At 69.5% G+C, this 24,484-nt stretch carries 21 protein-coding genes; 5 read left to right on the top strand and 16 right to left on the bottom strand.

Features of this window, described 5'->3' with window-relative positions; all coding sequences use genetic code 11:
• Window position 1: 1 nt before the first annotated feature.
• The 5 genes from AC3RXZ_RS00990 to AC3RXZ_RS00970 all read right to left on the bottom strand — a co-directional run bounded on the left by AC3RXZ_RS00990 (window position 2) and on the right by AC3RXZ_RS00970 (window position 6,195).
• Entirely contained in the window at window positions 2-409 is a 408-nt protein-coding gene (locus AC3RXZ_RS00990; RefSeq protein ID WP_491492899.1) for a DUF4233 domain-containing protein, read from the bottom strand.
• Entirely contained in the window at window positions 406-1,758 is a 1,353-nt protein-coding gene (locus AC3RXZ_RS00985; protein ID WP_491492898.1) for a bifunctional folylpolyglutamate synthase/dihydrofolate synthase, read from the bottom strand. Before AC3RXZ_RS00985 ends, AC3RXZ_RS00990 begins: the two co-directional genes overlap by 4 nt.
• Entirely contained in the window at window positions 1,755-5,096 is a 3,342-nt protein-coding gene (gene ileS, locus AC3RXZ_RS00980) for an isoleucine--tRNA ligase (RefSeq protein WP_491492897.1), read from the bottom strand. Before ileS ends, AC3RXZ_RS00985 begins: the two co-directional genes overlap by 4 nt.
• Window positions 5,097-5,359: 263 nt before the next feature.
• A complete protein-coding gene (locus tag AC3RXZ_RS00975; RefSeq protein ID WP_491492896.1) occupies window positions 5,360-6,049 on the bottom strand; it encodes a hypothetical protein in 690 nt (229 codons plus the stop codon).
• Window positions 6,046-6,195, bottom strand: a complete 150-nt coding sequence (locus AC3RXZ_RS00970) for a ribbon-helix-helix domain-containing protein (protein ID WP_491492895.1) — start codon at window positions 6,193-6,195, stop codon at window positions 6,046-6,048. The genes AC3RXZ_RS00975 and AC3RXZ_RS00970 overlap by 4 nt, the downstream gene beginning before the upstream one ends.
• Window positions 6,196-6,259: 64 nt before the next feature.
• Between AC3RXZ_RS00970 and AC3RXZ_RS00965 the strand changes: the two genes are divergently transcribed.
• Window positions 6,260-6,910 carry a pentapeptide repeat-containing protein gene (locus AC3RXZ_RS00965; RefSeq protein WP_491492894.1) on the top strand — a complete coding sequence of 217 codons (651 nt, stop codon included), beginning with the start codon at window positions 6,260-6,262 and terminating at the stop codon, window positions 6,908-6,910.
• On the opposite strand, the gene AC3RXZ_RS00960 is transcribed toward AC3RXZ_RS00965, so the two are convergent.
• From AC3RXZ_RS00960 to AC3RXZ_RS00945, 4 genes are read right to left on the bottom strand one after another with little or no spacing between them, the layout of a single operon-like run.
• Window positions 6,894-8,399: an ATP-binding cassette domain-containing protein gene (locus AC3RXZ_RS00960; protein WP_491492893.1), complete on the bottom strand. Its 1,506-nt coding sequence runs from the start codon at window positions 8,397-8,399 to the stop codon at window positions 6,894-6,896. The two genes, AC3RXZ_RS00965 and AC3RXZ_RS00960, sit on opposite strands and share 17 nt — an antisense overlap.
• A complete protein-coding gene (locus tag AC3RXZ_RS00955; RefSeq protein WP_491492892.1) occupies window positions 8,396-9,208 on the bottom strand; it encodes an ABC transporter permease in 813 nt (270 codons plus the stop codon). The genes AC3RXZ_RS00960 and AC3RXZ_RS00955 overlap by 4 nt, the downstream gene beginning before the upstream one ends.
• Entirely contained in the window at window positions 9,205-10,143 is a 939-nt protein-coding gene (locus AC3RXZ_RS00950; protein ID WP_491492891.1) for an ABC transporter permease, read from the bottom strand. The genes AC3RXZ_RS00955 and AC3RXZ_RS00950 overlap by 4 nt, the downstream gene beginning before the upstream one ends.
• Before the next feature lie 10 nt (window positions 10,144-10,153).
• A complete protein-coding gene (locus AC3RXZ_RS00945; protein WP_491492890.1) occupies window positions 10,154-11,770 on the bottom strand; it encodes an ABC transporter substrate-binding protein in 1,617 nt (538 codons plus the stop codon).
• Window positions 11,771-11,939: 169 nt separating this feature from the next.
• Here AC3RXZ_RS00945 and valS point away from each other — a divergent pair, with 169 nt between their 5' ends.
• Both valS and AC3RXZ_RS00935 read left to right on the top strand, forming a co-directional pair.
• Entirely contained in the window at window positions 11,940-14,513 is a 2,574-nt protein-coding gene (valS, locus tag AC3RXZ_RS00940; RefSeq protein WP_491492889.1) for a valine--tRNA ligase, read from the top strand.
• Entirely contained in the window at window positions 14,513-14,728 is a 216-nt protein-coding gene (locus AC3RXZ_RS00935) for a hypothetical protein (protein WP_243225917.1), read from the top strand. The genes valS and AC3RXZ_RS00935 overlap by 1 nt, the downstream gene beginning before the upstream one ends.
• A 3-nt stretch (window positions 14,729-14,731) precedes the next feature.
• Here AC3RXZ_RS00935 and AC3RXZ_RS00930 read toward each other — a convergent pair whose 3' ends face one another.
• The 3 genes from AC3RXZ_RS00930 to AC3RXZ_RS00920 all read right to left on the bottom strand — a co-directional run bounded on the left by AC3RXZ_RS00930 (window position 14,732) and on the right by AC3RXZ_RS00920 (window position 16,875).
• Complete coding sequence (locus AC3RXZ_RS00930; protein ID WP_243225918.1) at window positions 14,732-14,965, bottom strand: hypothetical protein; 234 nt, start codon at window positions 14,963-14,965, stop codon at window positions 14,732-14,734.
• Window positions 14,962-15,600, bottom strand: a complete 639-nt coding sequence (locus tag AC3RXZ_RS00925) for an ArsR/SmtB family transcription factor (RefSeq protein WP_491492888.1) — start codon at window positions 15,598-15,600, stop codon at window positions 14,962-14,964. Before AC3RXZ_RS00925 ends, AC3RXZ_RS00930 begins: the two co-directional genes overlap by 4 nt.
• A 75-nt stretch (window positions 15,601-15,675) precedes the next feature.
• A complete protein-coding gene (locus AC3RXZ_RS00920) occupies window positions 15,676-16,875 on the bottom strand; it encodes a Gfo/Idh/MocA family protein (RefSeq protein ID WP_491492887.1) in 1,200 nt (399 codons plus the stop codon).
• A 111-nt stretch (window positions 16,876-16,986) separates the two neighbouring features.
• Here AC3RXZ_RS00920 and AC3RXZ_RS00915 point away from each other — a divergent pair, with 111 nt between their 5' ends.
• Both AC3RXZ_RS00915 and AC3RXZ_RS00910 read left to right on the top strand, forming a co-directional pair.
• Entirely contained in the window at window positions 16,987-19,035 is a 2,049-nt protein-coding gene (locus AC3RXZ_RS00915; protein WP_491492886.1) for a M3 family metallopeptidase, read from the top strand.
• Between the two features lie 141 nt (window positions 19,036-19,176).
• A complete protein-coding gene (locus AC3RXZ_RS00910) occupies window positions 19,177-19,671 on the top strand; it encodes a GyrI-like domain-containing protein (RefSeq protein WP_491492885.1) in 495 nt (164 codons plus the stop codon).
• Here AC3RXZ_RS00910 and AC3RXZ_RS00905 read toward each other — a convergent pair.
• The 4 genes from AC3RXZ_RS00905 to AC3RXZ_RS00890 all read right to left on the bottom strand — a co-directional run bounded on the left by AC3RXZ_RS00905 (window position 19,664) and on the right by AC3RXZ_RS00890 (window position 24,482).
• Window positions 19,664-20,785 (bottom strand): epoxide hydrolase family protein, encoded by a 1,122-nt coding sequence (locus tag AC3RXZ_RS00905; RefSeq protein WP_491492884.1) that lies wholly within the window; start codon window positions 20,783-20,785, stop codon window positions 19,664-19,666. The two genes, AC3RXZ_RS00910 and AC3RXZ_RS00905, sit on opposite strands and share 8 nt — an antisense overlap.
• A 40-nt stretch (window positions 20,786-20,825) precedes the next feature.
• A complete protein-coding gene (clpX, locus tag AC3RXZ_RS00900) occupies window positions 20,826-22,094 on the bottom strand; it encodes an ATP-dependent Clp protease ATP-binding subunit ClpX (protein WP_243225926.1) in 1,269 nt (422 codons plus the stop codon).
• 97 nt (window positions 22,095-22,191) lie between these two features.
• Window positions 22,192-23,043, bottom strand: a complete 852-nt coding sequence (locus AC3RXZ_RS00895) for an aldehyde dehydrogenase family protein (protein ID WP_491492883.1) — start codon at window positions 23,041-23,043, stop codon at window positions 22,192-22,194.
• Entirely contained in the window at window positions 23,040-24,482 is a 1,443-nt protein-coding gene (locus AC3RXZ_RS00890; RefSeq protein ID WP_491492882.1) for an aldehyde dehydrogenase family protein, read from the bottom strand. Before AC3RXZ_RS00890 ends, AC3RXZ_RS00895 begins: the two co-directional genes overlap by 4 nt.
• Window positions 24,483-24,484 lie beyond the last annotated feature (2 nt).

Below are 24,484 nucleotides of genomic sequence, written 5' to 3'. Positions count from 1 at the left end.
GTCATTCACTCTCTGTCGAAGAATCGGTTTCGGCTCCGGCCGGACGTCGTGCGTCCAGCTTGGCCCCCATGATCGTCGCATACGCCCACATGCCGCCGAAAACCAGGACGACCATGAGGATGGCCGGGACCAGGATCGCGGACAGCGCGATGATCAGTTGGATCACCCAACCGGCCGCGATCGCCCACGGCCGGGTGATGAGGCCCGCCACGGCGATGCATGCGACAGCCAGGATCGCGCCGCCGGCGATGCCCCACCAGTGCGGGATGCCTTCCGGCAGCACACGGAGTCCGAAGATGGTGAGACCGGCGAGGAAGACGATGATCGCCTCGAAGCCGAGCACGATCGGCGCGAGCTTCTGCACCAGCGTGCGCGGTGCGCGGGGACGCCGAGCCTGCTCGGCGCTCACGCCCGCCACCCCGACTTCCAGTCCTCTTCCTCGGCGAGGGCGATCGCCTCGCCCGCCAGCACGACGGAGCCGGCGATCACCACGGCACGACGATCCGAGGACGCCGCCCACTCGCGCGCCGCATCCGCAGCGTCCGCGAGAGAAGGATGCACGGTCGCACGGTGACCCGCCTGCTCCACGAGGTCGGCGATCGCATCGGCATCGCTCGCGCGCTCCGAATCGGGGGAGGTCGCGAAGACGTGGGCGGCCGCCGGGGCGAGCACGGAGACGATCCCGGCGGCGTCCTTGTCGGACAGGATGCCGAGCACGAGCCCCCACTCGTCGAAGTCGAAGCTGTCGTCCAGTGCCTGCGCGAGCGCCGTCGCCCCGTGCGGATTGTGCGCCGCGTCGACGATGACCGTCGGGGCGATGCCCAGCAGCTGCAGCCGTCCGGGCGAAGTCGCGCCCTGAAGGCCCTCGGTGATGATGTCCCCCGCGATCGCCTGGGATCCCGCGCCGATGAGCGACTCGACCGCGGCGATGGCGAGAGCCGCGTTGTGCCCCTGATGCGCGCCGTACAGCGGCAGGTACTCCTCCACGTACTGGCCCGCGAGGCCCCGGACCGTCAGCAGCTGCCCGCCGACCGCCAGCTTCTGCTCGGCGAGGCCGAAGTCGGTCCCCTCGAACGCGATGGTGGCGTTCTTCTCCGCAGCGACTCGCCGCAGGACCGCGACGGCCTCCTCCGGCTGCTGGGCGGAGACGACGGCGGCGCCCTCCTTGATGATCCCCGCCTTGACCTCGGCGATCTCCGCGATCGTGTCGCCGAGCCGGTCCGCGTGATCGATGTCGATCGGGGCGAACACGGCCACGTCTCCGTCGGCGGTGTTGGTGGAATCCCAGGCGCCGCCCATTCCGACCTCGAGCACGAGGACGTCGACCGGGGCATCCGACGCCGCGACGAAGGCGAGCACCGTCAGCAGCTCGAAGAACGTCAGGGGCGCGTCGCCCGCGGCCTCCAGCTCGGCGTCCACGATCCCGACGAACGGGTCGATCTCGTCCCAGGCGTCCGCCACGGCGGCGTCGTCGATCGGCTCGCCGTCGATCATGATGCGCTCGGTGAACCGCTCCAGGTGCGGGCTCGTGAACAGCCCGGTGCGCAGACCGTGGGCGCGCAACAGGCTCTCGATCATGCGCGCCGTCGACGTCTTGCCGTTCGTGCCGGTGATGTGCACCACGCGATAGGTGCGCTGCGGGTCGTCCAGCAGCGTGAGGATGCGCGCCACGCGCTCCTTGCGCGGCTGCACCCACCGTTCGCCGGCGCGCGCGAGAAGCGTCTCGTAGACCTCGTCGGCTCTCTGCCTGTCACTCACTTGTTCTCGCTCCGCTCGCTCGGCACGGATCCTTCGGCTCCTCCGACGCGGGTGACGGCGATCGTGAAGTCGCCGCGGTTCGCGTACGTGCCCTTCTCGATCTCGGCGGTGAACTCCGGGGCGTCCAGCGCATCCCCGGCACGCGCCACCCGATGCTCCACGGCGAGAGTCTCCCCTGCGACATCCGCGATGTCGAACGCGGCGGCCACGGCGTCGGCGTCCTCGGCATCCGAGAACAGCAGCCCCAGACGGATGCGATCGCTCACGTCGAACCCGGCGTTCTTGCGCGTCTCCTGCACGGCGCGGATGACGTCGCGCGCCAGGCCTTCGGCCTCGAGCTCCGGCGTCGTCGCGGTGTCCAGCAGCACGAAGCCGCCGGTCGGGATGATCGCGAGCGCCTCGCCCTCCGGGCGGCCGGTCGTCTCCAGCGCGAGCTCGTACTCGTGCGGCTCGAGGACGATGCCGTCCGCGGTGACCACCCCGCCGTCCTCGGTCCAGAAGCCGTCCTTGGCGGCGCGGATGACGCGCTGCACCTCCTTGCCCAGACGCGGGCCCGCGGCACGGGCGTTGACGCTGAGCCGGTGGCTGATGCCGTACTCCCCCGCGGCCGTGTCGGTGAGCGGGACCAGTTCGACCGTCTTGACGTTGAGCTCGTCGCGCAGGATGTCCTCGAACTGGCCGAGAGACGCCGCCAGCGGCGACACGACGGTGAGCCGCGCGAGAGGCAGGCGCACGCGCAGCCGTTCCTTCTTGCGCAGCGCGTTGCCGACGCTGGACAGCTCGCGCACGGCATCCATGGCGTCGCGGATCTCGTTCGCAGCCGGGAACGCCGCGGCATCCGGCCAGTCCTCGAGATGCACGCTGCGTCCGCCGGTGAGGCCCTGCCAAACGCGTTCTCCGATCAGCGGCACCAGGGGCGCGGCCACGCGGCACAGAGTCTCGAGGACGGTGTACAGCGTGTCGAAGGCCTCGCGGCTGGCCGGATCATCCGTCACGCCGACCCAGAACCGGTCGCGCGAACGACGGATGTACCAGTTGGTCAGCACCTCTGCGAAGTCACGCAGCCGCCCGGCCGCGGTCGTGGAGTCGAGCCCCTCGAGATCGGAGCGCACATCGCGGACCAGGTCGCCCAGGCGCGCGAGGATGTAGCGGTCGAGCACGTCCTCGGAGTCCGTGCGCCAGCTGGCCTGATAGCCGTCCGAGGCGTTGGCATAGGTGGCGAAGAAGTACCAGGAGTTCCACAGCGGCAGCAGGAACTCGCGCACGCCGGAGCGGATGCCCTCCTCGGTGACCGACAGGTTGCCGCCGCGCAGCACCGAGCTGGACATGAGGAACCAGCGCATCGCGTCGGAGCCGTCGCGATCGAAGACCTCGCTCACGTCCGGATAGTTGCGCAGGGACTTGGACATCTTGTAGCCGTCGCTGCCGAGCACGATGCCGTGGCAGCTCACGCCGGTGAAGGCCGGACGGCCGAACAGCGCGGTGGACAGCACGTGCATGACGTAGAACCAGCCGCGGGTCTGCCCGATGTACTCCACGACGAAATCCGCCGGAGCGTGCGTGTCGAACCACTCCTGGTTCTCGAACGGGTAGTGCACCTGCGCGTACGGCATCGAACCGGAGTCGAACCACACGTCGAAGACGTCCTCGATGCGGCGCATCGTGCTCTTGCCGGTGGGGTCGTCGGGGTTGGGACGCGTGAGCTCGTCGATGTACGGCCGGTGCAGGTCGACCTCTCCGTCGGGGTTGCGCGGCAGCGTGCCGAAGTCGCGCTCCAGCTCCTCCAGCGAACCGTACGCGTCCACGCGGGGGTGCTCGGGGTCGTCGCTCTTCCAGATCGGGATCGGCGAGCCCCAGTAGCGGTTGCGACTGATCGACCAGTCGCGCGCCCCCTCGAGCCACTTGCCGAACTGGCCGTGCTTGACGTTCTCCGGCACCCACGTGATCTGCTCGTTGTTCGCGAGCATGTCGTCCTTGATGTCGGTGACACGGATGAACCAGCTCGACACGGCTTTGTAGATCAGGGGGTTCCGGCAGCGCCAGCAGTGCGGGTAGGAGTGCTCGTAGCTCTGCAGTCGCAGCAGCTTCCCGCGCTCGCGCAGCAGCCGGACGAGCGGCGTGTTGGCGTCCATCCACAGCTGACCGGCGACATCCGTCACGCTGGACAGGAACCGTCCGCCGTCGTCCAGGGACAGGATGGTGGGGATGCCGGCCGCATTGGTGATCCGCTGGTCGTCCTCACCGTAGGCCGGTGCCTGGTGGACGACTCCGGTGCCGTCGGAGGTCGTGACGTAGTCGTCCACGAGCACGCGCCAGGCGTTCTCGGTCCCGTACGTCGCCGTGTCGGTGTAGTAGTCGAACGGCGGCTCGTAGCCGAGTCCGGAGAGCTCGGCGCCGGAGAGCGTGCGCTCGACGGCCGCGGCGGCCGCCGCGGCATCCTCGTAGCCGAGATCCTTCGCATAGCCGGACAGGAGGTCGGCGGCGAGCAGGTAACGACCCTCGCTGCCGTCGGCCGCGCCGCTCGGACCTGCGGGGAGCACGACGTACGCGATGTCCGGCCCGACGGCGAGCGCCATGTTCGTCGGGAGGGTCCAGGGCGTCGTGGTCCAGGCCAGCACGCGCACCCCGTCGAGGCCCTGCGCCTGAGCATCCGCACCGGTGAGCGGGAACGCGACGGTCACCGACGGGTCCTGGCGCGTCTGGTAGACGTCGTCGTCCATGCGCAGCTCGTGGGCGCTCAGCGGGGTCTCGTCGCGCCAGCAGTACGGCAGCACGCGATACCCCTCGTAGGCGAGACCTTTGTCGTACAGCGTCTTGAACGCCCACAGGACGCTCTCCATGTAGCCGAGATCGAGTGTCTTGTAGCCGCGGTCGAAGTCGACCCAGCGCGCTTGGCGCGTGACGTAGTCCTGCCACTCGCGCGTGTAGGCGAGCACCGAGTTCTTCGCCTTCGCGTTGAAGACGTCGATGCCCATGTCCTCGATCTCGCTCTTCTCGGTGATCCCGAGCTGCTTCATCGCCTCGAGCTCGGCGGGCAGGCCGTGCGTGTCCCATCCGAAGACCCGGTCGACCTTCTTGCCGAGCATGGTCTGGAAGCGCGGGAACAGATCCTTGGCGTATCCGGTGAGGAGGTGGCCGTAGTGCGGCAGGCCGTTGGCGAACGGCGGGCCGTCGTAGAACACCCATTCCTCGGCGCCCTCGCGCTGCGCGACGGAGGCCCGGAACGTGTCGTCCGTCTTCCAGAACTCCAGGATCTCCCGCTCGATCGCGGGGAACCGCGGGCTCGGCGTGACGGAGTCGGCCGCGGGGCCGAAGGCGGAGGTGCGGGGATAGGTCATCGTGTCTCGCAGTGGTCGTGGCGGATGCTGCTGCGAGGACGACCCTGTAGACAGGACCGCGGTACCACCCCGCGTGCGCCGCCTCACGGCGGGGCCACTCTCACTGCGGCGATGACGGGCCTGCCCCGCTCGGTTCTACTGGGTCTCGCGACCGTTCTTCCGAGAGCTCCCCGGTGATGGCCGGATCGATGCTTTGCGTCCATTGTACGCGCGGTCACGATGACCACGGATCACTCCCACCGGGAGACCAGCTCTGACGCAGGTCACGACTCCCGGTGGTAGCCGTGCAGGTCTTCCTGGACGCCGTTGATCCAGATCTCGGCGCCGCCGTCGGGATCCGGGATGCGGATCGTCCGCGCGAAGGCCTCATCCACGACCGATGCGTCGAATCCGGCGTCCCGCAGGCGCTGCGCGAGCGCGTCCAGGTCTTCGCGCGTCTCGAAGCTCAGCCCGATGCCGGGATCCCCGGAGTGCAGCCCGACCCGGCCGGCCTCGGCGTGCAGCTCGACCCAGCCACCGCGATCCGACGCGATCCCGGCGCGCAGACCGAGGGCTTCCAGGATCGCGCGCGGCTCGGCGAGGTCCTGCTGGAACCAGATCGGCTGCACCGACACGTCTCCGGATCGGGCGGCCGAACCCGCCGAGACCGAGATCGCGACGCCGGACGCCGCACGGACGGTCAGCATCTCGCCCACACCCTCCATCGACCCCCGCTCGACATCGAACGACGACAGCGCGGATGCCGCGGCATCCACGTCCTCGACCAGGAAATGGACGTCCACCGCGCCAGGAGCATGCTCCGGCGTGGCGTGGTGCACGGCCAGCACGCCGTCGGCGTGGAACTCACCCCACTCCGGCGCCGGCGCGAACGGTGTCGTGAAGCCGAGCACCTCGGCCAGTGCCCACCACCGCTCGGGCCTGCGCGTGTAGAGGATCTGCTGGACGACGGTCATGACTCCCCCTCGAGGTACGCGCGCAGCGCCTTCTCGACGAGGGCCGAAAGGCTCGTGCCTTCATCGATCGCGCGGTGCTTGACGCCGCGGACGAGACCCGGCGGCAGGTAGACGTTGAACTGCACCTTCGGTTCGGATGCTTGCATGCTAGCAATATAGAAGATGAGCAACGAATCCGCAAGCGTCCGACCCACGTCCTACGCTCGACGCATGGTCCGCTCCCCCGAATCCCCCGCCGCGCCGCGCGTCTCCCCGCCCGATGTTCCCGACGTCCTCACGCCGGCCGAGCCCGCGCGCCGCGCCGACCTGCTCCAGTCCCGGCTCGCCCTCACGGGTGACGTCGACCTGGCCCACGCGACGCTCGAGCAGTGCGAGCTCTCCGTCGACGCCGGCACGGTGGATCTGACCGGGGCCGACCTTCTGGACGTCGAGATCATCGGCGTCCGCGCCGCGTCCGTCGGCCTGCGCGACGCGGGGATCCGTCGCCTGCGCGTCAGGGGCGGACGCATCGGAACGCTCGACCTCTCCACCACCCGGATCGGTGAGCTCGAACTGCGCGACCTGCACATCGACTACCTCAACCTCGGCGCCGCCAAGGGCACGGACCTGCTGTTCGCGGACTCGACGATCCGGACGCTCGACATGCCGCAGGCGCAGCTCACGCGCGTGCGGTTCGACGAATGCCGCAGCGACGAGGTCGACCCCCGCGGTCTGCGCGCGACCGACGTCGACCTGCGGGGACTGGACGCGATGTCATTCACCGACGCGAACAGCCTGCGCGGCGTCACGCTCACCGGCTTCCAGGTCCAGCAGCTGGCGCCCTTGCTGGCAGCCGGCGTGGGGATCAGGGTGCGGGACTGAGCCCTGCCGCCAGCAGTTCGCGGGTGAAGGGATGCTGCGGCGCCGCGAACACGTCCGCCACCGGACCCTGCTCGACGATCGCCCCGTCCTGCATCACGAGGACGTCCTCCGCGACCGCTGCGACGACGTCGAGATCGTGCGACACGAACAGCATCGTGAGGCCGCGCTCGTGCTGGAGTCGCAGCAGCAGCCGGAGCACGCGCTCCCGGATGGACGGATCCAGCGCCGACACCGGCTCATCCAGCACCAGGACATCCGGATCCGCGGCGAGCGCGCGGGCGATGGCGGCGCGCTGTCTCTGGCCCCCGGACAGTGCCGACGGGCGCCGCGCCGCCAGGGCCGGATCGAGATCGACTTCCTCGAGCAGCGCCGCCGCGCGCTCCGCGCGCTCGCTCCTGGGCACGCCCGCGGCCTCCAGCGCCTCGCGCAGCGAGCGCCCGATGCTCCAGCGCGGGTCGAACGCCCCGAGCGGATTCTGATGGACGAACTGGACACGATGCGGCCCGTGCCAGCGGATCTCTCCCGCGTCCGGGCGTTCGACCCCGATGATCATCCGTGCGAGTGTCGTCTTGCCGGATCCGGATTCGCCGACCACGCCCAGCGTCCGTCCGCGCGCCACGGCGAACGTCGCCTCGGTCACGGCCGTCACTCCTCCGAACGCCTTCGCGAGTCCGTCGACTGAGAGCAGCGTTTCGCCGGGCGCAGCCGAGGTCTCGCGCGGCCGATGGCGGGTCGCGGCGACGAGCGTCCTGGTGTACGGCTCCTGCGGGGCGTCGAGCACCTGAGCGGCAGGTCCCGCCTCGATGACCCGACCGTCGCGCATCACGAGGATTCGATCGGCCACGCGGCGCACAGCGGTGAAGTCGTGACTGATGAACAGCACGGCGGTCCCGGCATCCGTGATCTCGCGGAGCAGGTCGAGCACGCGGGCCTGGACGGTCGAGTCCAGAGCCGTGGTGGGCTCGTCGGCGACGAGGACCGAGGGCGACGCGGCCAGTGCTGACGCGATCAGGGCGCGCTGGCGCAGCCCCCCGGACAGCTCGTGCGGATACTGCCGAGCGCGACGGCCAGCATCCGGCATCCACACGCGCTCGAGCGCCTCCTGGACGCGGGCGCGCAGCGCCGCGCCCCGCAGGCCCTTCTCGTGCAGGCGCAGGGGCTCGGCGACCTCCGAGCCGATCCGCTGGAGCGGGTCGAGCGACACCAGCGCATCCTGCGACACCAGCGCGACGGTTCTGCCGCGCAGCCGCCTCCAGGAGCGCTCATCGAGCCGTCGCACGTCGGCACCGGCCACCTCCCAGCGCTCCGCCGTGACCCGCGCGTCCGACGGGACCAGCCCCAGCATGGCGCGGGCCGTCAGCGACTTGCCCGCCCCCGACTCCCCGACGATCGCCACGCACTCACCCGCATCCAGGGAGAACGACACGTCGTCGACCACGACGTCTCGCCCGAACGCGATCCGCAGCCCCTGCACGTCGAGAGCCGTCATACCCGCCGCCCTTCCGCGCTCGCCCGCAGCACGCGCCCGACCGCCGTGGCCGCGATCACGGTCAGTGTGATCGCGAGACCGGGGAACACCGAGATCCACCAGGCCTGACCCAGCGCGTTGCGCCCGCCCGCGAGCATGAGGCCCCATTCCGGCGTCGGCTCCGTGGGGCCGAGCCCGAGGAAGCTGAGTCCCGCTGCGGCCAGGATGCTCGAGCCGATGCCGATCGTGGCGAGCACGCTGAGCGTGCCGAGGACGCCGGGGACCACGTGACGCAGGAAGGCGCGACCGCGCGGGACGCCGAGGATGCGGGCGGCCTCGACGTGCTCCGCCAGGCGCAGTGTCCGCGTCTGCACCCGCGCCAGCCGGACGTAGACCGGGATCGCGGCGAGCGTGACGGCGATCGCCACGTTCACGGGGCCCGGCCCGAGGACCGCGACCACCACCAGGGCGATCAGGAACTCCGGGAACGCCATCAGCACGTCGTTGAGGCGCATGAACCCGGCGTCGACGATCCGCGGGGAAACGCCGGACAACGACCCCACCGCCAGCCCGGCGACGAGAGCGATCGCCGTCGCGAGCACCCCGATCCCGACCGATCGACCTGTGCCGTGGACGACGCGCGAGTACACGTCGCGGCCGCTCTGGTCGGTTCCGAAGAGGTGCTCGGCGCTGGGCGGGAGCAGCGTCGAGCGCACGTCGACCTGCAGTGGATCGTGCGTCGCGAGCAGCCCCGGAGCGATCGCGGCGAGCGCGACGACCGCCAGGACTGCGCAGGCGGCGATGAGCAGGACACGACGGGCAGCGGTCATGACCGGGCCCCCGCCCGCCGCAGACGCGGATCCAGGACCGGGTGCAGCAGCTCCACGACGATGCTCACGACGACGAACACCAGGGCACTGAGCAGGATGATCCCCGCGATCACGGGAAGGTCGCGATCGGTGATGGCGGCCAGGGTCACCCGCCCGAGTCCCGGTCGCGCGAACACCGTCTCCACGAGCACCGCGCCACCCAGCACCGAGCCAGTGAGGTAGGCGGCGAGAGTGAGCGCGCCGGCCGCGCCGTGCCGCAGGCTGTGGCGCAGGGTCAGCCGCACCGGCCCCGCGCCCCGCGCGCGCACCGTCTCGGCGAACGGCTGACGCTCGGCCTGGGCGATGCCGTCGCGCAGCACCTGGCCGAGCAGTGCCGCCACCGGCAGCGCGAGCGTGACCGCAGGGAGCAGGAGGGTGGCCGCGTTGCGCGATCCGGTCACCGGGAACCAGCCCAGGCCGAACGCGAACACGCTCAGCAGCAGGATGCCGATCCAGAACACCGGGGAGGAGAGGATGAACAGCTCGACGCCGGTCGCCACGACTCCGGCGATCCGCCCTCGTGCGAGCAGCGCCACGGCCAGCGCCAGCACCACCGCGATGACGAGCGCGGCCGCCGACAGCTGCACCGTCGCCCCCAGCTGACGACCGATCACCTCGGTCACCGGCATCCTGAGCTGGTACGACTCGCCGAGATCACCACGCACGAGCCCGGCGAGGTAGGCGACGTACTGCTCGAACGGCGGACGGTCGAGTCCGAGCTCTGCCCGGATGGCGTCCTTGACGCTGTCGGCGACCTGCGCCTGCGGCCCGAGCATGACAGACACCGGGTCGCCCGGGATCACCCGGAACGCGAGGAACGCCAGCGTCGCCGCTCCCCACAGCACGAGAACGGCTGAGGCGAGCAGCCCGGCGATGCGCAGGGCGACCCGGGTCATCCGCGGCCCGTCAATCGACCGTGACGTCGTAGAACAGCGGGCGGCCGTAGAGGTCGTAGGCGAGTCCCTGCACGGTGTCGCCGACCGCGGTGATCAGCGACGGGCTGTACAGCGGGACGATGGCGGTGTACGTGGCGTTCCACTGCTGCAGCTGCTGGTAGACCTCGGTGCGGGCCTCCTGATCGGTCGTCGCGACACCCTGCTCGAGGAGCGCGTCGATCTCGGCATCCGACACCTGCGAGGCGTTCTGGAACCCGTCGGTGTGCAGGTGACTGCGCAGGAGGTCGGGGTCCACGCCGGAGAAGCCCCAGTCGGTGAGATCGAAGGTCTTCGGCTCGTACTGCGCGTTGTAGGCTCCCGGTTCGAGGACCTCGCGCTCGACCTCGAAGCCGATCTCGGCGAGATCCGACTGGATGGCGTTGCCGAGGGCGGCGCGGTCGTCCGGGACCGGCGTCCACGCGATCCACCGCACGGACAGGCGCTGACCGTCCTTCATCCGGATGCCGTCGCTGTCGCGCTCGGTCCAGCCGGCCTCGTCCAGCAGGCGGTTCGCCTCGTCCTGGTCGAACGGCCAGGTCCCCTCGATCGACGCGTCATAGGTGGGTGTGGTCGAGCCGAGGATGCTCCAGGCCCGCGGGAACTGGCCGAAGAAGATCTCCTCGACCGCGGAGTCGATGTCGATGCCGCGCGCGAAGGCCTGACGCACCTTCTCGTCCGCGAAGACGCCGTGCTTCTCGTTGAGGTACAGCGAGTAGGGCAGGCCGGGGTACTCGCGCGATTCGACCGTGAGCGCATCCGACAGGTCGGCGGCGAGGTTCGGCGGAAGCTGGCTCGCGAGATCCGCCTCGCCGCTCTCCACGACTCCGGTGCGCACCGAGGCCTCCGGGAGTATCTCGACCTTCAGCGTCTCGAACTGCGCGGCTCCCGAGCCGTCCGGTCCCCACGCGTAATCCTCGTTGCGCGTGTACACGATCTCCTGGTCCGGGGTGTAGTCGGTGAGTTCGAACGGCCCGGTGCCCACTGTGATGCCCGGCCCGCCGGCCTTGAGCTGATCGGCGGAGCTCTCCAGCACCGCCGGGGAGTAGAAGCCGAGCAGCGGGGTGCTGGCCGCCTGCAGGAACGGGGCGTACGGCTGCGAGAAGTTCACCCTGACCTCGTATTCGCCCAGCACCTCGGTTCCCGCATACCACTCGCCGCCGAGCATGCTCTCGGCCTGCGCGGAGGCCGTCTTCGGATCGGCGATGCGGTCGAAGTTCGCCTTCACCGCCTCGGCGTCGAAGGGTTCGCCGTCGTGGAACGTCACGTCGTCGCGCAGCTGGAACGTGTAGCTCGTCGCGTCGTCGGCGATCGTCCACTCGGTGGCGAGCCACGGCGAGAATGACCCGTCCTCCTCCTGGAAGACCAGGGAATCCAGCACGACGCGCTGGACCATGCTCGAGACGTCGAGCTGACTGGTCTGCGGGTCCATGTGGCCGGCCGACAGGTTGGCTCCTTCGATGGCCCAGACCACCTCGCCGCCGCCGTCCGCGCTCTCGCCTCCGGATGCGCCGCAGGAGCTCAGGGCGAGAGCGGCCGCGGCGGCGAGCGCGGCGACGGGCAGGAGACGACGGGCGGATGCGGTGGGCATGCGTGTCCTCAGAACGGAGAGAAGGGGTCAGATCAGTCTACGTCGGATTCTTGGACCGGGTCGATCTACGGCGTCGAGCAGCAGACGGATCGGATCGGTAGACTGTCTGCACCCACCCACACTCAGGCACGCACACACCGTGCCGCATACATCGCTCGAGGAGACCTCCATGTCCGCGATTCCCGACAAGCCCGCACTCGAAGGTCTCGAAGCGAAGTGGGACGGCGTCTGGGCCGAGCAGGGCACGTACCTGTTCGACCGGCTGCGCGCCGCCGAACTCGGCCGCGCCGGCGTCTACTCGATCGACACGCCTCCTCCCACGGCATCCGGTTCCCTGCACATCGGACACGTGTTCTCGTACACGCACACCGACGTCAAGGCCCGCTACGAGCGCATGCGGGGAAAGGCCGTCTTCTACCCGATCGGCTGGGACGACAACGGGCTTCCGACCGAGCGCCGCGTCCAGAACTACTACGGTGTGCGCTGCGATCCGTCCCTCCCGTACGACGCCGACTTCGTACCCCCGTTCCGCGGGGATGCGAAGAGCCTGAAGGCAGCCGACCAGGTGCCGGTCAGCCGACGCAACTTCATCGAGCTCTGCGAGACGCTCACGGTCGAGGACGAGAAGCAGTTCGAGGACGTCTTCCGCCAGATGGGCCTGAGCGTCGACTGGACGCAGACCTACCGCACGATCTCGGACGAGACCATCCGGCAGAGCCAACTCGGCTTCCTCCGCAACGTCGAGCGCGGCGAGGCCTATCAGGCGCTCGCTCCCACGCTGTGGGACGTCGATTTCCGCTCGGCGATCGCGCAGGCCGAGCTCGAGGACCGCGATCAGCAGGCGTCCTATCACCGGCTGGCCTTCCCCAAGTCCGACGGATCGGGTGACGTCGAGATCGAGACGACGCGTCCCGAACTGCTCGCGGCGTGCGTGGCCCTCGTGGCGCATCCCGACGACGAGCGGTACCAGCCGTACTTCGGCAAGACGGTCCGCACGCCCGTCTTCGACGTCGAGGTGCCGGTGCGCGCCCATCACCTCGCTCAGCAGGACAAGGGCTCCGGCATCGCGATGGTCTGCACCTTCGGCGACGTGACCGACATCGTCTGGTGGCGCGAACTGGATCTTCCCAACCGCACGATCCTCGGCCAGGACGGCCGCGTGATCGCCGAGGCTCCCGACGCGATCACCTCGGAGGCCGGACGGGCCGCGTACGCCGAACTGGCGGGCAAGACCGTGTTCAGCGCTCGCAAGCAGATGGTCGAGCTGCTGGACGCCGCGGGCGCGCTGCTGGGCGTGTCGGCACCGTTCAACCACGCCGTGAAGTTCTTCGAGAAGGGCGATCGTCCGCTGGAGATCGTCTCGACGCGCCAGTGGTACATCCGAAACGGCGCCCGCGACGAGGACCTCCGCGACCAGCTCATCGCGAACGGCCGGGAGCTCACCTGGCATCCCGACTTCATGCGCGTGCGCTATGAGAACTGGGTCGGAGGCCTCACCGGCGACTGGCTGATCTCGCGCCAGCGCTTCTTCGGCGTCCCGATCCCCGTCTGGTACGGCCTCGACGAGAACGGAGAGCGGGACTTCGACCGCGTGATCCTGCCCGACGCGGCATCGCTGCCGATCGACCCGACCATCGACGTCCCGGCCGGCTACACGGCCGACCAGCGCGGCGTCCCTGGGGGGTTCGAGGCCGAGGTCGACATCCTCGACACCTGGGCGACCTCCTCCCTCACCCCTCAGCTGGCCGGCGGTTGGCAGCGGGACGAGGAGCTGTGGAGCCTCGTCGCCCCGTTCGACGTGCGTCCGCAGGGACAGGACATCATCCGCACCTGGCTGTTCTCGACCATGCTGCGCTCGACGCTCGAGGACGCTCGCGCACCGTGGGCCCACGCCTCGGTGTCGGGCTTCATCGTCGACCCCGATCGCAAGAAGATGTCGAAGTCGAAGGGCAACGTCGTCACCCCGGCCGACATCCTCGACAAGCACGGTTCGGATGCCGTGCGGTACTGGGCGGCCTCCAGCCGACTCGGGGTGGATGCCGCGTTCGACCCGCAGAACCCGACGCAGATGAAGATCGGCCGGCGGCTCGCGATCAAGATCCTCAACGCCGCGAAGTTCGTGCTCTCCTTCCCGGTTCCCGAGGGCGCGGAGATCACGCACGATCTGGACGCCTCGATGCTCGCCGCGCTGGACGTCGTCGTACGCGAGGCGACCACGGCGTTCGACGCGTTCGATCACGCGCGCGCGCTCGAGGTGACCGAGGCGTTCTTCTGGACGTTCTGCGACGACTACCTGGAGCTGGTGAAGGAGCGCGCCTACAACCAGGCCGACGTCGGCCAGCCCTCCGCGGCGCTCGCACTGCGGATCGCGCTGTCGACGCTGCTGCGCCTGCTGGCGCCCGTGGTGTCGTTCGCGACGGAAGAGGCCTGGAGCTGGTTCGAAGAGGGCTCGATCCACACCTCCGCGTGGCCGGAACCGGCCGAGCGCGGTGGCGACGCTGCCGTGCTCTCCGCCGCCAGCGCCGCTCTCATCGGCATCCGCCGGGCCAAGACCGAGGCGAAGGCCTCGCAGAAGACCCCGGTCGCGCGTGCCGTGATCGCCGCCCCCGCCACGCAGCTCGCGGCTCTGCGCGCCGCCGCCGGAGACCTGCAGGCGGTCGGGCGCATCGCCGAGCTCGACCTCGTCGAGGGCGAGGAGATCGCCGTGACGGAGATCGAGCTGGCACCGGCGGAGGAGAGCTGATGCAGCTGGGCACCCGGTGGTCCGCCGGCTCCGAACCGCCGGCGTCCGTCCCGGCATCCCTCCGACCCGGCATCGCGGCCGTCGAGGCCGAGGGCCACACCGGGTCCTGGACGCTGACGTGGCTCGAGGGCCGTCCGATCGCGGAGCTGGATGCCGGGTGGGAGGTCCTCGCGACGGCATCCGGCGAGGTCGTCACCCGCCCGTTCGAGGACTGAGCGTCACTTCAGCGGCAGACCGCACTGCGCGAGCGCGCGGTCGGTCGCTGCGGGATCGGCGGCCGTCGTCTGCTCGATCTGCAGGCGGGCGAGCAACGCGTCGTGGCGCTCCTGGCGGATCTCGGCGCGCCGGGTGATCCACCCGGTCACCGCGATGGCCCGTCGGAGCGCCCAGCGCTCGAGCGCCGTGGCCCCGCGCGGGATGACGGGAACCTGACTGGCGATCACGGCGCTCATGGACGCGCCTCCTCGCTGTTCGTGCTCCTGGTGTGCGCAGTGAGGGGGAAGATGTCCGCGCGGACGCTGACCCGGCGCACCCCGTCGCCGGTCTGACCGCGGTAGGTCGCCGCGGTCTCGTCGATGACCTGCTCGATCCGTCGGATGAGCTCGATGGTCTGCTCGGCCGTGAGGCTCATGCCCGATGTCATCGAGGAGCTCGCATCGACCCATTCCTCGGGCTCGAGATCGATGCGTCCGGTGAAGTACTCCATCAGCTCCTCGTGGCGGCGGCGGTGCACCTCGGCGACGGCGACCTGGAGCGCGGCTTCGCCGGCCGGGGATCCTTGCACAGCGCGGGAGTCGTACACGATCCCGCCCGGCGGACGCTCCCACCAGCGCTCCCGTCCCTGATGCTCGCCGGGGACCTCGCGGATGAGGTCGTGCCGCGCGAGGGTGCGCAGGTGGTAGCTCGTCGCTCCGGAGGACTCCCCCAGGATCGCGGCGAGCGTACTGGCGGTCTGCGGGCCCTCATTGGCGAGCACGTCGAAGATCTTCACCCGCAACGGGTGTGCCAGCGCCCGAAGCGCCCCCGCGTCGAGGATGCGGCGCTCCTCGGGACCCGCCTGCCGGGCGGCGTTCTCACGATCAGTCATGATGCAAAGATATCCTTGCAAAGAGTCTTTTGCAAGCTTTTCTTTGCATCAGCTCCGGGCCCTGCGCGGTCCGGATCAGCGTGCGGGCTGGTGTGCGGCGTAATGCTCGAGGACGTCCTCGGGCAGGCGCGGGATCTCGAACGGCCGGGACCCGGATCGGATCGAGAGCGCCCCGCCGACGCCAGCCGCGACGGCGTCCCGTGCCGCCACAGGGCTCGTCAGCGTCGCACCCCCGTCCCGCACGAAGCGGACGAACTCCGCGACCGTGAGCGGATCGGCGCCGCCGTGACCCCCGTCGCCGCCGTCCTCGATCGGAAAGCGCACGTGCCCGTTCTCGAGATAATCGCTGCGCGCGTTCCAGAGCCGGATCTCGCCGCCCGATTCGTCACCGAAGTTCTCGATGCGCCCCTCCGTGCCGATCACGGTGTAGTTGCGCCAGTAGTCCGGGGTGAAGTGGCACTGCTGATAACTCATCAGCACACCGCTGTCCGTGCGCATCAGGACCATCGAGATGTCCTCGACGTCGATCACCGGGTTCAGGTCCTGCTGAGCCGCCGGTGGCCAGTTCGCCATCGAGAACCAGTCCCCCATGCGGCGGTCGGAGTTGTCGCGGCGCGACTCGACGGCGCCGTACACAGCGAGATCGCCCATGCCCACCACGGACCGGGTCGGGGACCCGGCGATCCAGTGCATGACGTCGATGTCGTGAGCGCCCTTCTGCAGCAGCAGGCTCATCGCCTTGTCGCGCTCGGCGTGCCAGTCCTTGAAGTAGTAATCGCCGCCGTGTCCGACGAAATGGCGGCACCAGATCGCCTTGACCTCGCCGATCTCGCCCCGATCGACGATGTCCTTCATCGTCTTCACGACCTGCATGTGCCGCATGTTGTGCCCGACGTAGACCTTCGTGCCGGTGCGGAAGCCGGTCTCCAGAATGCGGTCGGCGTCCTCGATCGAGGTGGCCAGCGGCTTCTCGATATACGTGGCGATCCCTGCCTCGAGCAGCTCGACGGCGACGTCGGCATGCGTGAAGTCCGGAGTGGTGATGAACGCGCCCTCGAGCCGGGTCCCCGAGGCGAGCAGCTCGGTCACGGTGGAGAAGACCGGGATGTCCCCGAACAGGCGAACGACGCGCTCGCGACTGCGCTCGTCCGGGTCGACCGCAGCGACCACCCGGCCTCCGACGGCCTCGACGTGACGGGCGATTCCGGCACGCGCGCCGACTCCGATCACCGCAACCCGGAAGTCCGGTGTTTCGACAGCGTTCTCGACGGTCATCAGCAGGTCTCCCGGGTCTCCGCCCGCAACGTGCTCGCGAGCGCTTCCAGCGTAGCTGCGGCCCTGACCGGGATCCCGGCGGTCCGGTATCGGCGGCGTAGGCTCGATCCCATGACCGATGCCGCCGGCCCCCTCATCACGCCGTCCCCGCTCCCCTATGCCCTTCCGGATTACGCCGCGATCCGCCCCGAGCACTACCTTCCGGCCTTCCGCGCCGCGTTCGCCGAGCATCGGGACGAGATCGCCCGCATCACCGCTTCTCCGGACGAGCCCACGTTCGAGAACACCATGCTGGCGCTCGAGCGGTCGGGAGAGCTGCTCGAGCGCGTCGCGCACGCCTTCTACACCGTGAGCTCGGCGGACGCGACCGAGGAGATCCAGTCCATCGACGAGGAGCTCGCTCCGCTGATGGCCGCGCATGAGGATGCCGTGAACCTGGATGCCGCACTCTACGACCGCATCCGCCGCATCCATGACCGCCGCGACGAGCTGGGTCTCGCGGGTGAGGACCGCTATCTCGTCGAGCGCCGCTTCCGGGAGATGACGCACGCCGGCGCCGCTCTCGATCACGAGGCGAAGGCCCGGCTGACCGAGCTCAACCAGCGCCTGTCGACGCTGACGACGACGTTCGAGAAGAACCTGCTCGCCGACACGAACGAGCTCGCGGTGGCGTTCGAGTCCGCCACCGAGCTCGACGGCCTGTCCGAGGGTGAGCTGTCCGCGGCATCCCGCGCCGCCGCCGATCGTGGGCAGAGCGGCTACCTCGTGACGCTCCCGTTGTTCACCGGGCACCCGTACCTCTCGTCGCTGACGAACCGCGAGAGCCGCCGCCGGATCATGGAGGCCTCGCGATCACGCGGTGCACGGGGGAACGCGTACGACAACCGCGCCGTGCTCACCGAGATCGCCCGTCTGCGCGCCGAACGCGCGTCGCTGCTCGGGCATCCCTCCCACGCGGCGTACGTCACCTCCGACGAGACCGCGGGGACGCCCGAGGCCGTCTCCGACCTTCTGCACCGTCTCGCGATCCCGGCCGCAGCCAACGGCCGACGCGAGAAGGCCGCGCTGCAGCGGATCATCGACGAGACCGAGCCGCGGCCCTTCGAACTCGAGGCCCACGACTGGGCGTTCTACACCGAGAAGGTCCGTGCGGCCGAGTACGACATCGACACTGCGGCCTTGCGGCCGTGGTTCGAGGCCGAACGCGTCCTGCAGGACGGCGTGTTCTTCGCCGCGACGCGCCTGTACGGCATCACGTTCGCCGAGCGGTCGGACCTGGTCGCCTATCACCCGGGTGCGCGCGTGTTCGAGGTGTCCGACGCCGACGGCCGCGCGCTCGGGCTTTACATCCTCGACCTGTACACCCGGGACTCGAAGCGCGGGGGCGCGTGGATGAACCCGATCGTCAGCCAGTCGCGCGTGCGGGGCACGGCTCCCGTCGTGGTGAACAACCTCAACGTCGCACGTCCCGCGGACGGGCAGCCCACTCTCCTCACGCTGGACGAGGTCACGACGCTGTTCCACGAGTTCGGTCACGCCCTGCACGGGCTCTTCGCGACCGTCGCGTACCCGCATTTCGCGGGGACCAACGTGTTCCGCGACTTCGTCGAGTTCCCCAGTCAGGTCAACGAGATGTGGATCCTGTGGAGCGAGGTGCTGGACAACTATGCCCGTCACTTCGAGACCGGCGAGCCTCTGGACGCGGGAATCGTCGAGCGTCTGAGGGCGACCGAGACGTTCGACCAGGGGCACGCGACGAGCGAGTACCTCGCGGCCGCCTGGCTCGATCAGGCTTGGCACCGTCTGTCGCCGGAAGATGCCGTGGACGACGTGGCGGCGTTCGAGGCGGCCGCTCTCGCCGAGATCGGTCTCGACGAGCCGGCCGTGCCGACCCGGTACTCGTCGACGTATTTCGCGCACGTGTTCGCCGGCGGTTACAGTGCGGGCTATTACTCGTACATCTGGAGCGAAGTGCTCGATGCCGACACCGTCGAGTGGTTCCGTGAGAACGGCGGTCTGACGCGCGACAACGGCGACCGGTTCCGCGAGCGCCTGCTGGGCGTCGGCGGGTCGAAGGATCCGCTCGAGGCCTACCGCGACTTCCGCGGCCGGGACGCCGAGATCCAGCCGCTGCTGAAGCGCCGCGGTCTCGAGGGATGAGTCGTGATGGCGACCTCGCGGCGATCCGCGCGGTGTTCGACGCACGCGCTGCGACGTATGACGAGAGCTCGATGAGTGCCCTCGCCGCCTCTCAGTGCCTAGGCTGAGCCCTGTCAGCACGTCCGTCGAGGAGGAGAACCCATGACCGCTTTCCCCGAGGCCCCGTTCGGCGCAGCCGATCGCATCGAGCTGGACCCGATGCCGCTCGCCGTCGTCCGCCACGAGGGCATCCGATTCGACGATCTGCGGGAGGCGTTCGACTCCGGCTATGCCGCGGTCGGCCGTCAGTTCGGCACCGGCGCACTCGTGCCCGCCGGTCCGGCGCTGGCGATCTACCACGGCAACCCGATGGAGGAGTTCGACCTCGAGCTCGGGTTCCCCGTCGCGAGCGCCCCGGCCGATCCGATCGATGCGGACGGAGTGCTGATCACGGCGTCGACGCTTCCCTCCGGGCCGGCCGTCGCGACGACCTACCTGGGTGCGTACGACGGCCTGGGAACGGGCTGGTCCGGGCTCGTCGAACGAGCAGTGTCCGCAGGCCTCATGCCCCGGGGCATCTCGATCGAGGTCTACGTCTCGGACCCGACGGAACGTGCTGAGCGGCTGCGCACGGATCTCATCCTGCCTCTCACCTGATCCTGGACACCGCGGGCGACCGCGTCTCGGCGGCCAGGGTGCGCACACGCTCGGCGATCGCGCTGGGGACCTCGGCGGCCGCGAAATGGCCGCCCCGCTCCAGCCGCTCGAACGAACGCAGATCGCGGTAGAAGGCGCGTGCCAGCACCTCGGGGTAGTCGTGTTCGTGCCGCTGGATCGCGACGACGGCCGGGACCTCGACGGGGGCGATGGCCGCGTCGGCGCCGTGATCGAAGTAGGGGCGGAACGAGGACGCGATCGTCTGGGTCACCCAGTAGATGGTCGCCTCGGTGAGGATGCGATCTCGTGAGATGAGCCGCTCCACGCCGGCCGGGTCATCAGCGGGCGTGTCACTCCATTCGACGAGCTTCTCCACGATCCATGCCAGCAATCCGACCGGCGAATCGTTCAGCGCCGCCGCCAGCGTGTCCGGGCGCGTGGCCTGAACGTGGGCGTAGGCGCCGTCGGGTCCCCCGGCCTCCGACAGGCGGCGGAAGAACGCGCTGACCTCGGGATCGTCCCACGACTCGCGCTCGGCGTCGGTGCCGAAGTGCGCGTGCGTCACCACGATTCCCGCGACGTTCTCCGGGTGTTCGGAGGCGATCAGATCGCTGACGTTCGCCGAGATGTCCTCGCCGTACACGAAGTACCGGTCGTACCCCAGCACTTCGGTCATCAGACCGTGCATCAGATCCGCCATGACGTTCTCGGTCATGGTGCCGTCGTACGGCTCCGAGAAGGCGAAACCGGGGAAGCTCGGCACGACGACATCGAACTCGGGGAGGAGCCGGACGAGGTCGAGCTGCAGCGCGAAGGTGTGCGGCCACCCGTGCATGAGGAGGATCGCGGGCGCGCCGGCGTCCTCGGCGCGGCGGTGCACGTAGTGGACCTGCGTGCCGTCGACCTCGGCGAGGAACTGCGGGAACTCGTTGAGCCAGCGTTCGCGGCCGCGCCAGTCGAACGAGCGCCAGGACTCGACGAGCTCGGCCAGGTAGGCCGCGGTCAGCCCGCTGTCCGGTCGCCTGGGCGAATCCGGCAGCAGGCGAACCCGCTCCAGACGTTCACGCAGGTCGCGAAGGACATCATCCGGCACGGAGATCTGGAAAGGTCGCATACCGCGACCGTAGTGCGGACCTCCGACGTCGACCGCGGGTTCAGGCGCTCTTGCGCTTGCGCTCCATGATGACGGTCGGGGGCGCCCCCTCTTCGACCGCGGCACGCGTCACGATCACCTTCGCGACGTCCTCGGCAGAGGGGATCTCGAACATGATCGGCCCGAGGACGTCCTCGAGGATCGCACGGAGACCCCGGGCACCGGTCTTGCGCTCGACGGCGAGGTCGGCGACGGATCGCAGCGCGTCCTCCTCGAACTCGAGCTGCACGCCGTCGAGCTCGAACATGCGCTGATACTGCTTGACGAGGGCGTTGCGCGGTCCGGTCAGGATGTCGATCAGGGCGTCCTGGTCGAGCGGGGACACGGACGCGACGACGGGCAGGCGGCCGATGAACTCGGGGATCAGTCCGAACTTGTGCAGATCCTCCGGCAGCACCTCGCTGAACAGGTCGAGGTCTTTGGTCTTGTCGTGCAGAGGAGCGCCGAAGCCGACACCGTGCTTGCCGACCCTCGCGGACACGATGTCCTCGAGTCCCGCGAACGCGCCAGCGACGATAAACAGCACGTTCGTCGTGTCGATCTGCAGGAACTCCTGATGGGGGTGCTTGCGTCCCCCCTGCGGCGGCACCGAGGCGACGGTGCCCTCGAGGATCTTCAGCAGGGCCTGCTGGACGCCCTCACCCGAGACGTCGCGCGTGATCGAGGGGTTCTCGGCCTTGCGGGCGATCTTGTCGATCTCGTCGATGTAGATGATGCCCTGCTCCGCGCGCTTGACATCGTAGTCGGCGGCCTGGATGAGCTTGAGCAGGATGTTCTCGACGTCCTCGCCGACGTAGCCGGCCTCGGTCAGTGCCGTGGCGTCCGCGACCGCGAAGGGCACGTTCAGCCGCTTGGCGAGAGTCTGCGCGAGATACGTCTTGCCGCACCCCGTCGGACCGATCATCAGGATGTTGCTCTTGGCGATCTCGATCTCTTCGGCCTTCTGCTCGGCCGGCTGCAGGGTGCTGCGCGCGCGCACGCGCTTGTAGTGGTTGTAGACGGCGACGGCGAGTGCCTTCTTCGCGGGTTCCTGGCCGACCACGTACTCCTCGAGGAAGGAGAAGATCTCGCGCGGCTTGGGCAGATCGAACTCCGCGACCCCGGAGGCCTCGGACTCCGCCATGCGCTCTTCGATGATCTCGTTGCACAGCTCGACGCACTCGTCGCAGATGTACACGCCGGGGCCGGCGATCAGCTGCTGGACCTGCTTCTGGCTCTTTCCGCAGAACGAGCACTTGAACAGGTCGGCGCTCTCACCGATACGAGCCATGCGCATCCTCCTCAGGATCCTGAGATCTTCCTGACGAGCCTAACCCGTGCATCGGACACCGGGCCGCATTGCGACGGCCCGGTGTCCGGCCGGGGTCTCACACCATGCTCTTGGTGTGCCAGACCGTCTTCGTCTCGGTGAACGCCGCGATCCTCGCCGGAGTGGCGTCCACGGCACCCGGCGGGAGCACCCGCTTGAGCGTGTCGGCCGCGGCGATCTCGAGGTCGACCCACTCCAGCTCGCCGGCTCCGGCGAGGTCGAGCGCGTTGACGTCGGCGTGTGAGGCGAGCCACGGCGCGATCTCGGCCGGGGAGCCGGTGAGGATGTTCACGACGCCACCGGGGACATCGCTCGTGGCGAGCACCTCGGCGAGGCTGATGGCGGACAGCGGGAAGCGCTCGCTGGCGATCACGACGACCGCGTTCCCCGCGACGAGGGCCGGTGCCAGCACGGACACGAGCCCCAGCAGCGCCGACTCCTGCGGCGCGACGATCGCCACCACGCCGGTGGGCTCGGGCACCGAGATGTTGAAGTACGGGCCTGCGACGGGATTGGCGTTCCCCGCGACCTGGGCGTACTTGTCGCACCATCCGGCGTACCAGACCCACAGGTCGATCGCCTCGTCGACCTGCGCGCCGGCGACGGCGGTCGACACGCCCTCCTGGGCGACGATCTCGTCGACGAACTGCGCACGGCGGCCCTCCAGCACCTCAGCGACGCGGTACAGGACCTGGCCACGGTTGTACGCGGTCGCACCCGACCATCCCTTCGCCGCCGCCCGTGCGGCGACGACGGCATCCCGTGCATCCTTGCGCGACGCCTTCGCCGCGTTCGCGAGGAAAGCACCCTTGGCGGAGACGACTTCGTAGGTGCGACCGGACTCGCTGCGGGGGAAGGCTCCGCCGATCGCGAGCTTGTAGGTCTTGGGGACGGACAGTCGCTTGCTCATGCCGAGGCTCCCTTCAGGTACGCGGCCAGACCGTGCCGGCCGCCCTCTCTGCCGTATCCGGACTCCTTGTACCCGCCGAACGGACTCGACGGGTCGAACCGGTTGAAGGTGTTCGCCCAGACGACTCCCGCTCGCAGCCGATCGGCCACGGCGAGGATGCGCGAGCCCTTGTCGGTCCAGATGCCGGCGGACAGGCCGTACGGCGTGTTGTTGGCCTTCGCGATCGCCTCGGCGGGGGTCCGGAAGGTCAGCACCGACAGCACCGGGCCGAACACCTCATCGCGCGCGATGCGGTGAGAGGCCTCCACCCCGGTGAAGATCGTCGGCGCGAACCAGAAGCCCTTCTCGGGGATCGCGCAGTCCGCGGTCCAGCGCTCGGCGCCCTCGGCCTCGCCGATGTCGCTGAGCTCACGGATCCGCTGCAACTGTGCGGCGGAGTTGATCGCGCCGATGTCGGTGTTCTTGTCCAGCGGGTCGCCGAGCCGCAGGGTCGACAGACGCGCCTTCAGCCGGTCGAGCACCTCGTCGTGGATCGACTCCTGCACGAGCAGTCGGCTGCCGGCGCAGCACACATGCCCCTGGTTGAAGAAGATGCCGTTGACGATGCCCTCGACGGCCTGGTCGATCGGAGCATCGTCGAACACGATGTTCGCGGCCTTGCCGCCGAGCTCGAGCGTGACCTTCTTACCGGTCCCCGCCACGGCCTTCGCGATGTCCCGCCCGACACCGGTGGAACCGGTGAAGGCGACCTTGTCGACGTCCGGATGCCGGACCAGTCGAGCGCCCGTCGCGCCCGCGCCGTTGAGGATGTTGACGACGCCGGCGGGAAGATCCGCCTGCTGCAGGATCTCGGCGAAGATCAGCGCCGTCAGCGGCGTGGTCTCGGCCGGCTTGAGCACCACGGTGTTGCCGGCTGCGAGAGCCGGAGCGATCTTCCACGCGAGCATGAGGAGGGGGAAGTTCCACGGGATCACCTGACCCGCGACGCCGAGTGCCCGCGGGTTCGCGCCGAGCCCGGCGTAGTCGAGCTTGTCGGCCCAGCCCGCGTAGTAGAAGAACCACGCGGCCACCAGGGGCACGTCGACGTCGCGGCTCTCCTTGATGGGCTTGCCGTTGTCGAGGCTCTCGGCCACGGCGAGCTCACGGGCCCGCTCCTGCACGAGGCGCGCGATGCGGAAGAGGTACTTGCCGCGGTCGCGTCCGCTCATCTTCGACCAGGTCCGCTCGTAGGCGCGGCGGGCCGCGGCGACGGCGCGGTCGACGTCCTCGTCGCCGGCGGCTGCGATGTCGGCGATCCGCGACTCGTCGGCCGGAGAGATGGTCGTGAAGCTGTCGCCGCCACCGTCAACGAACTCGCCGTCGATGAACAGTCCGTAGCTCTGCTTGAGCTTCAGGATCGCCGTGGACTCCGGCGCCGGTGCGTATTCCAGAAATGACATGT

Source organism: Microbacterium cucumeris (genome assembly GCF_058349845.2).
The sequence above is the reverse complement of the archived record's forward strand: the minus strand, read 5'-3'. Positions and strand labels throughout refer to the sequence as shown.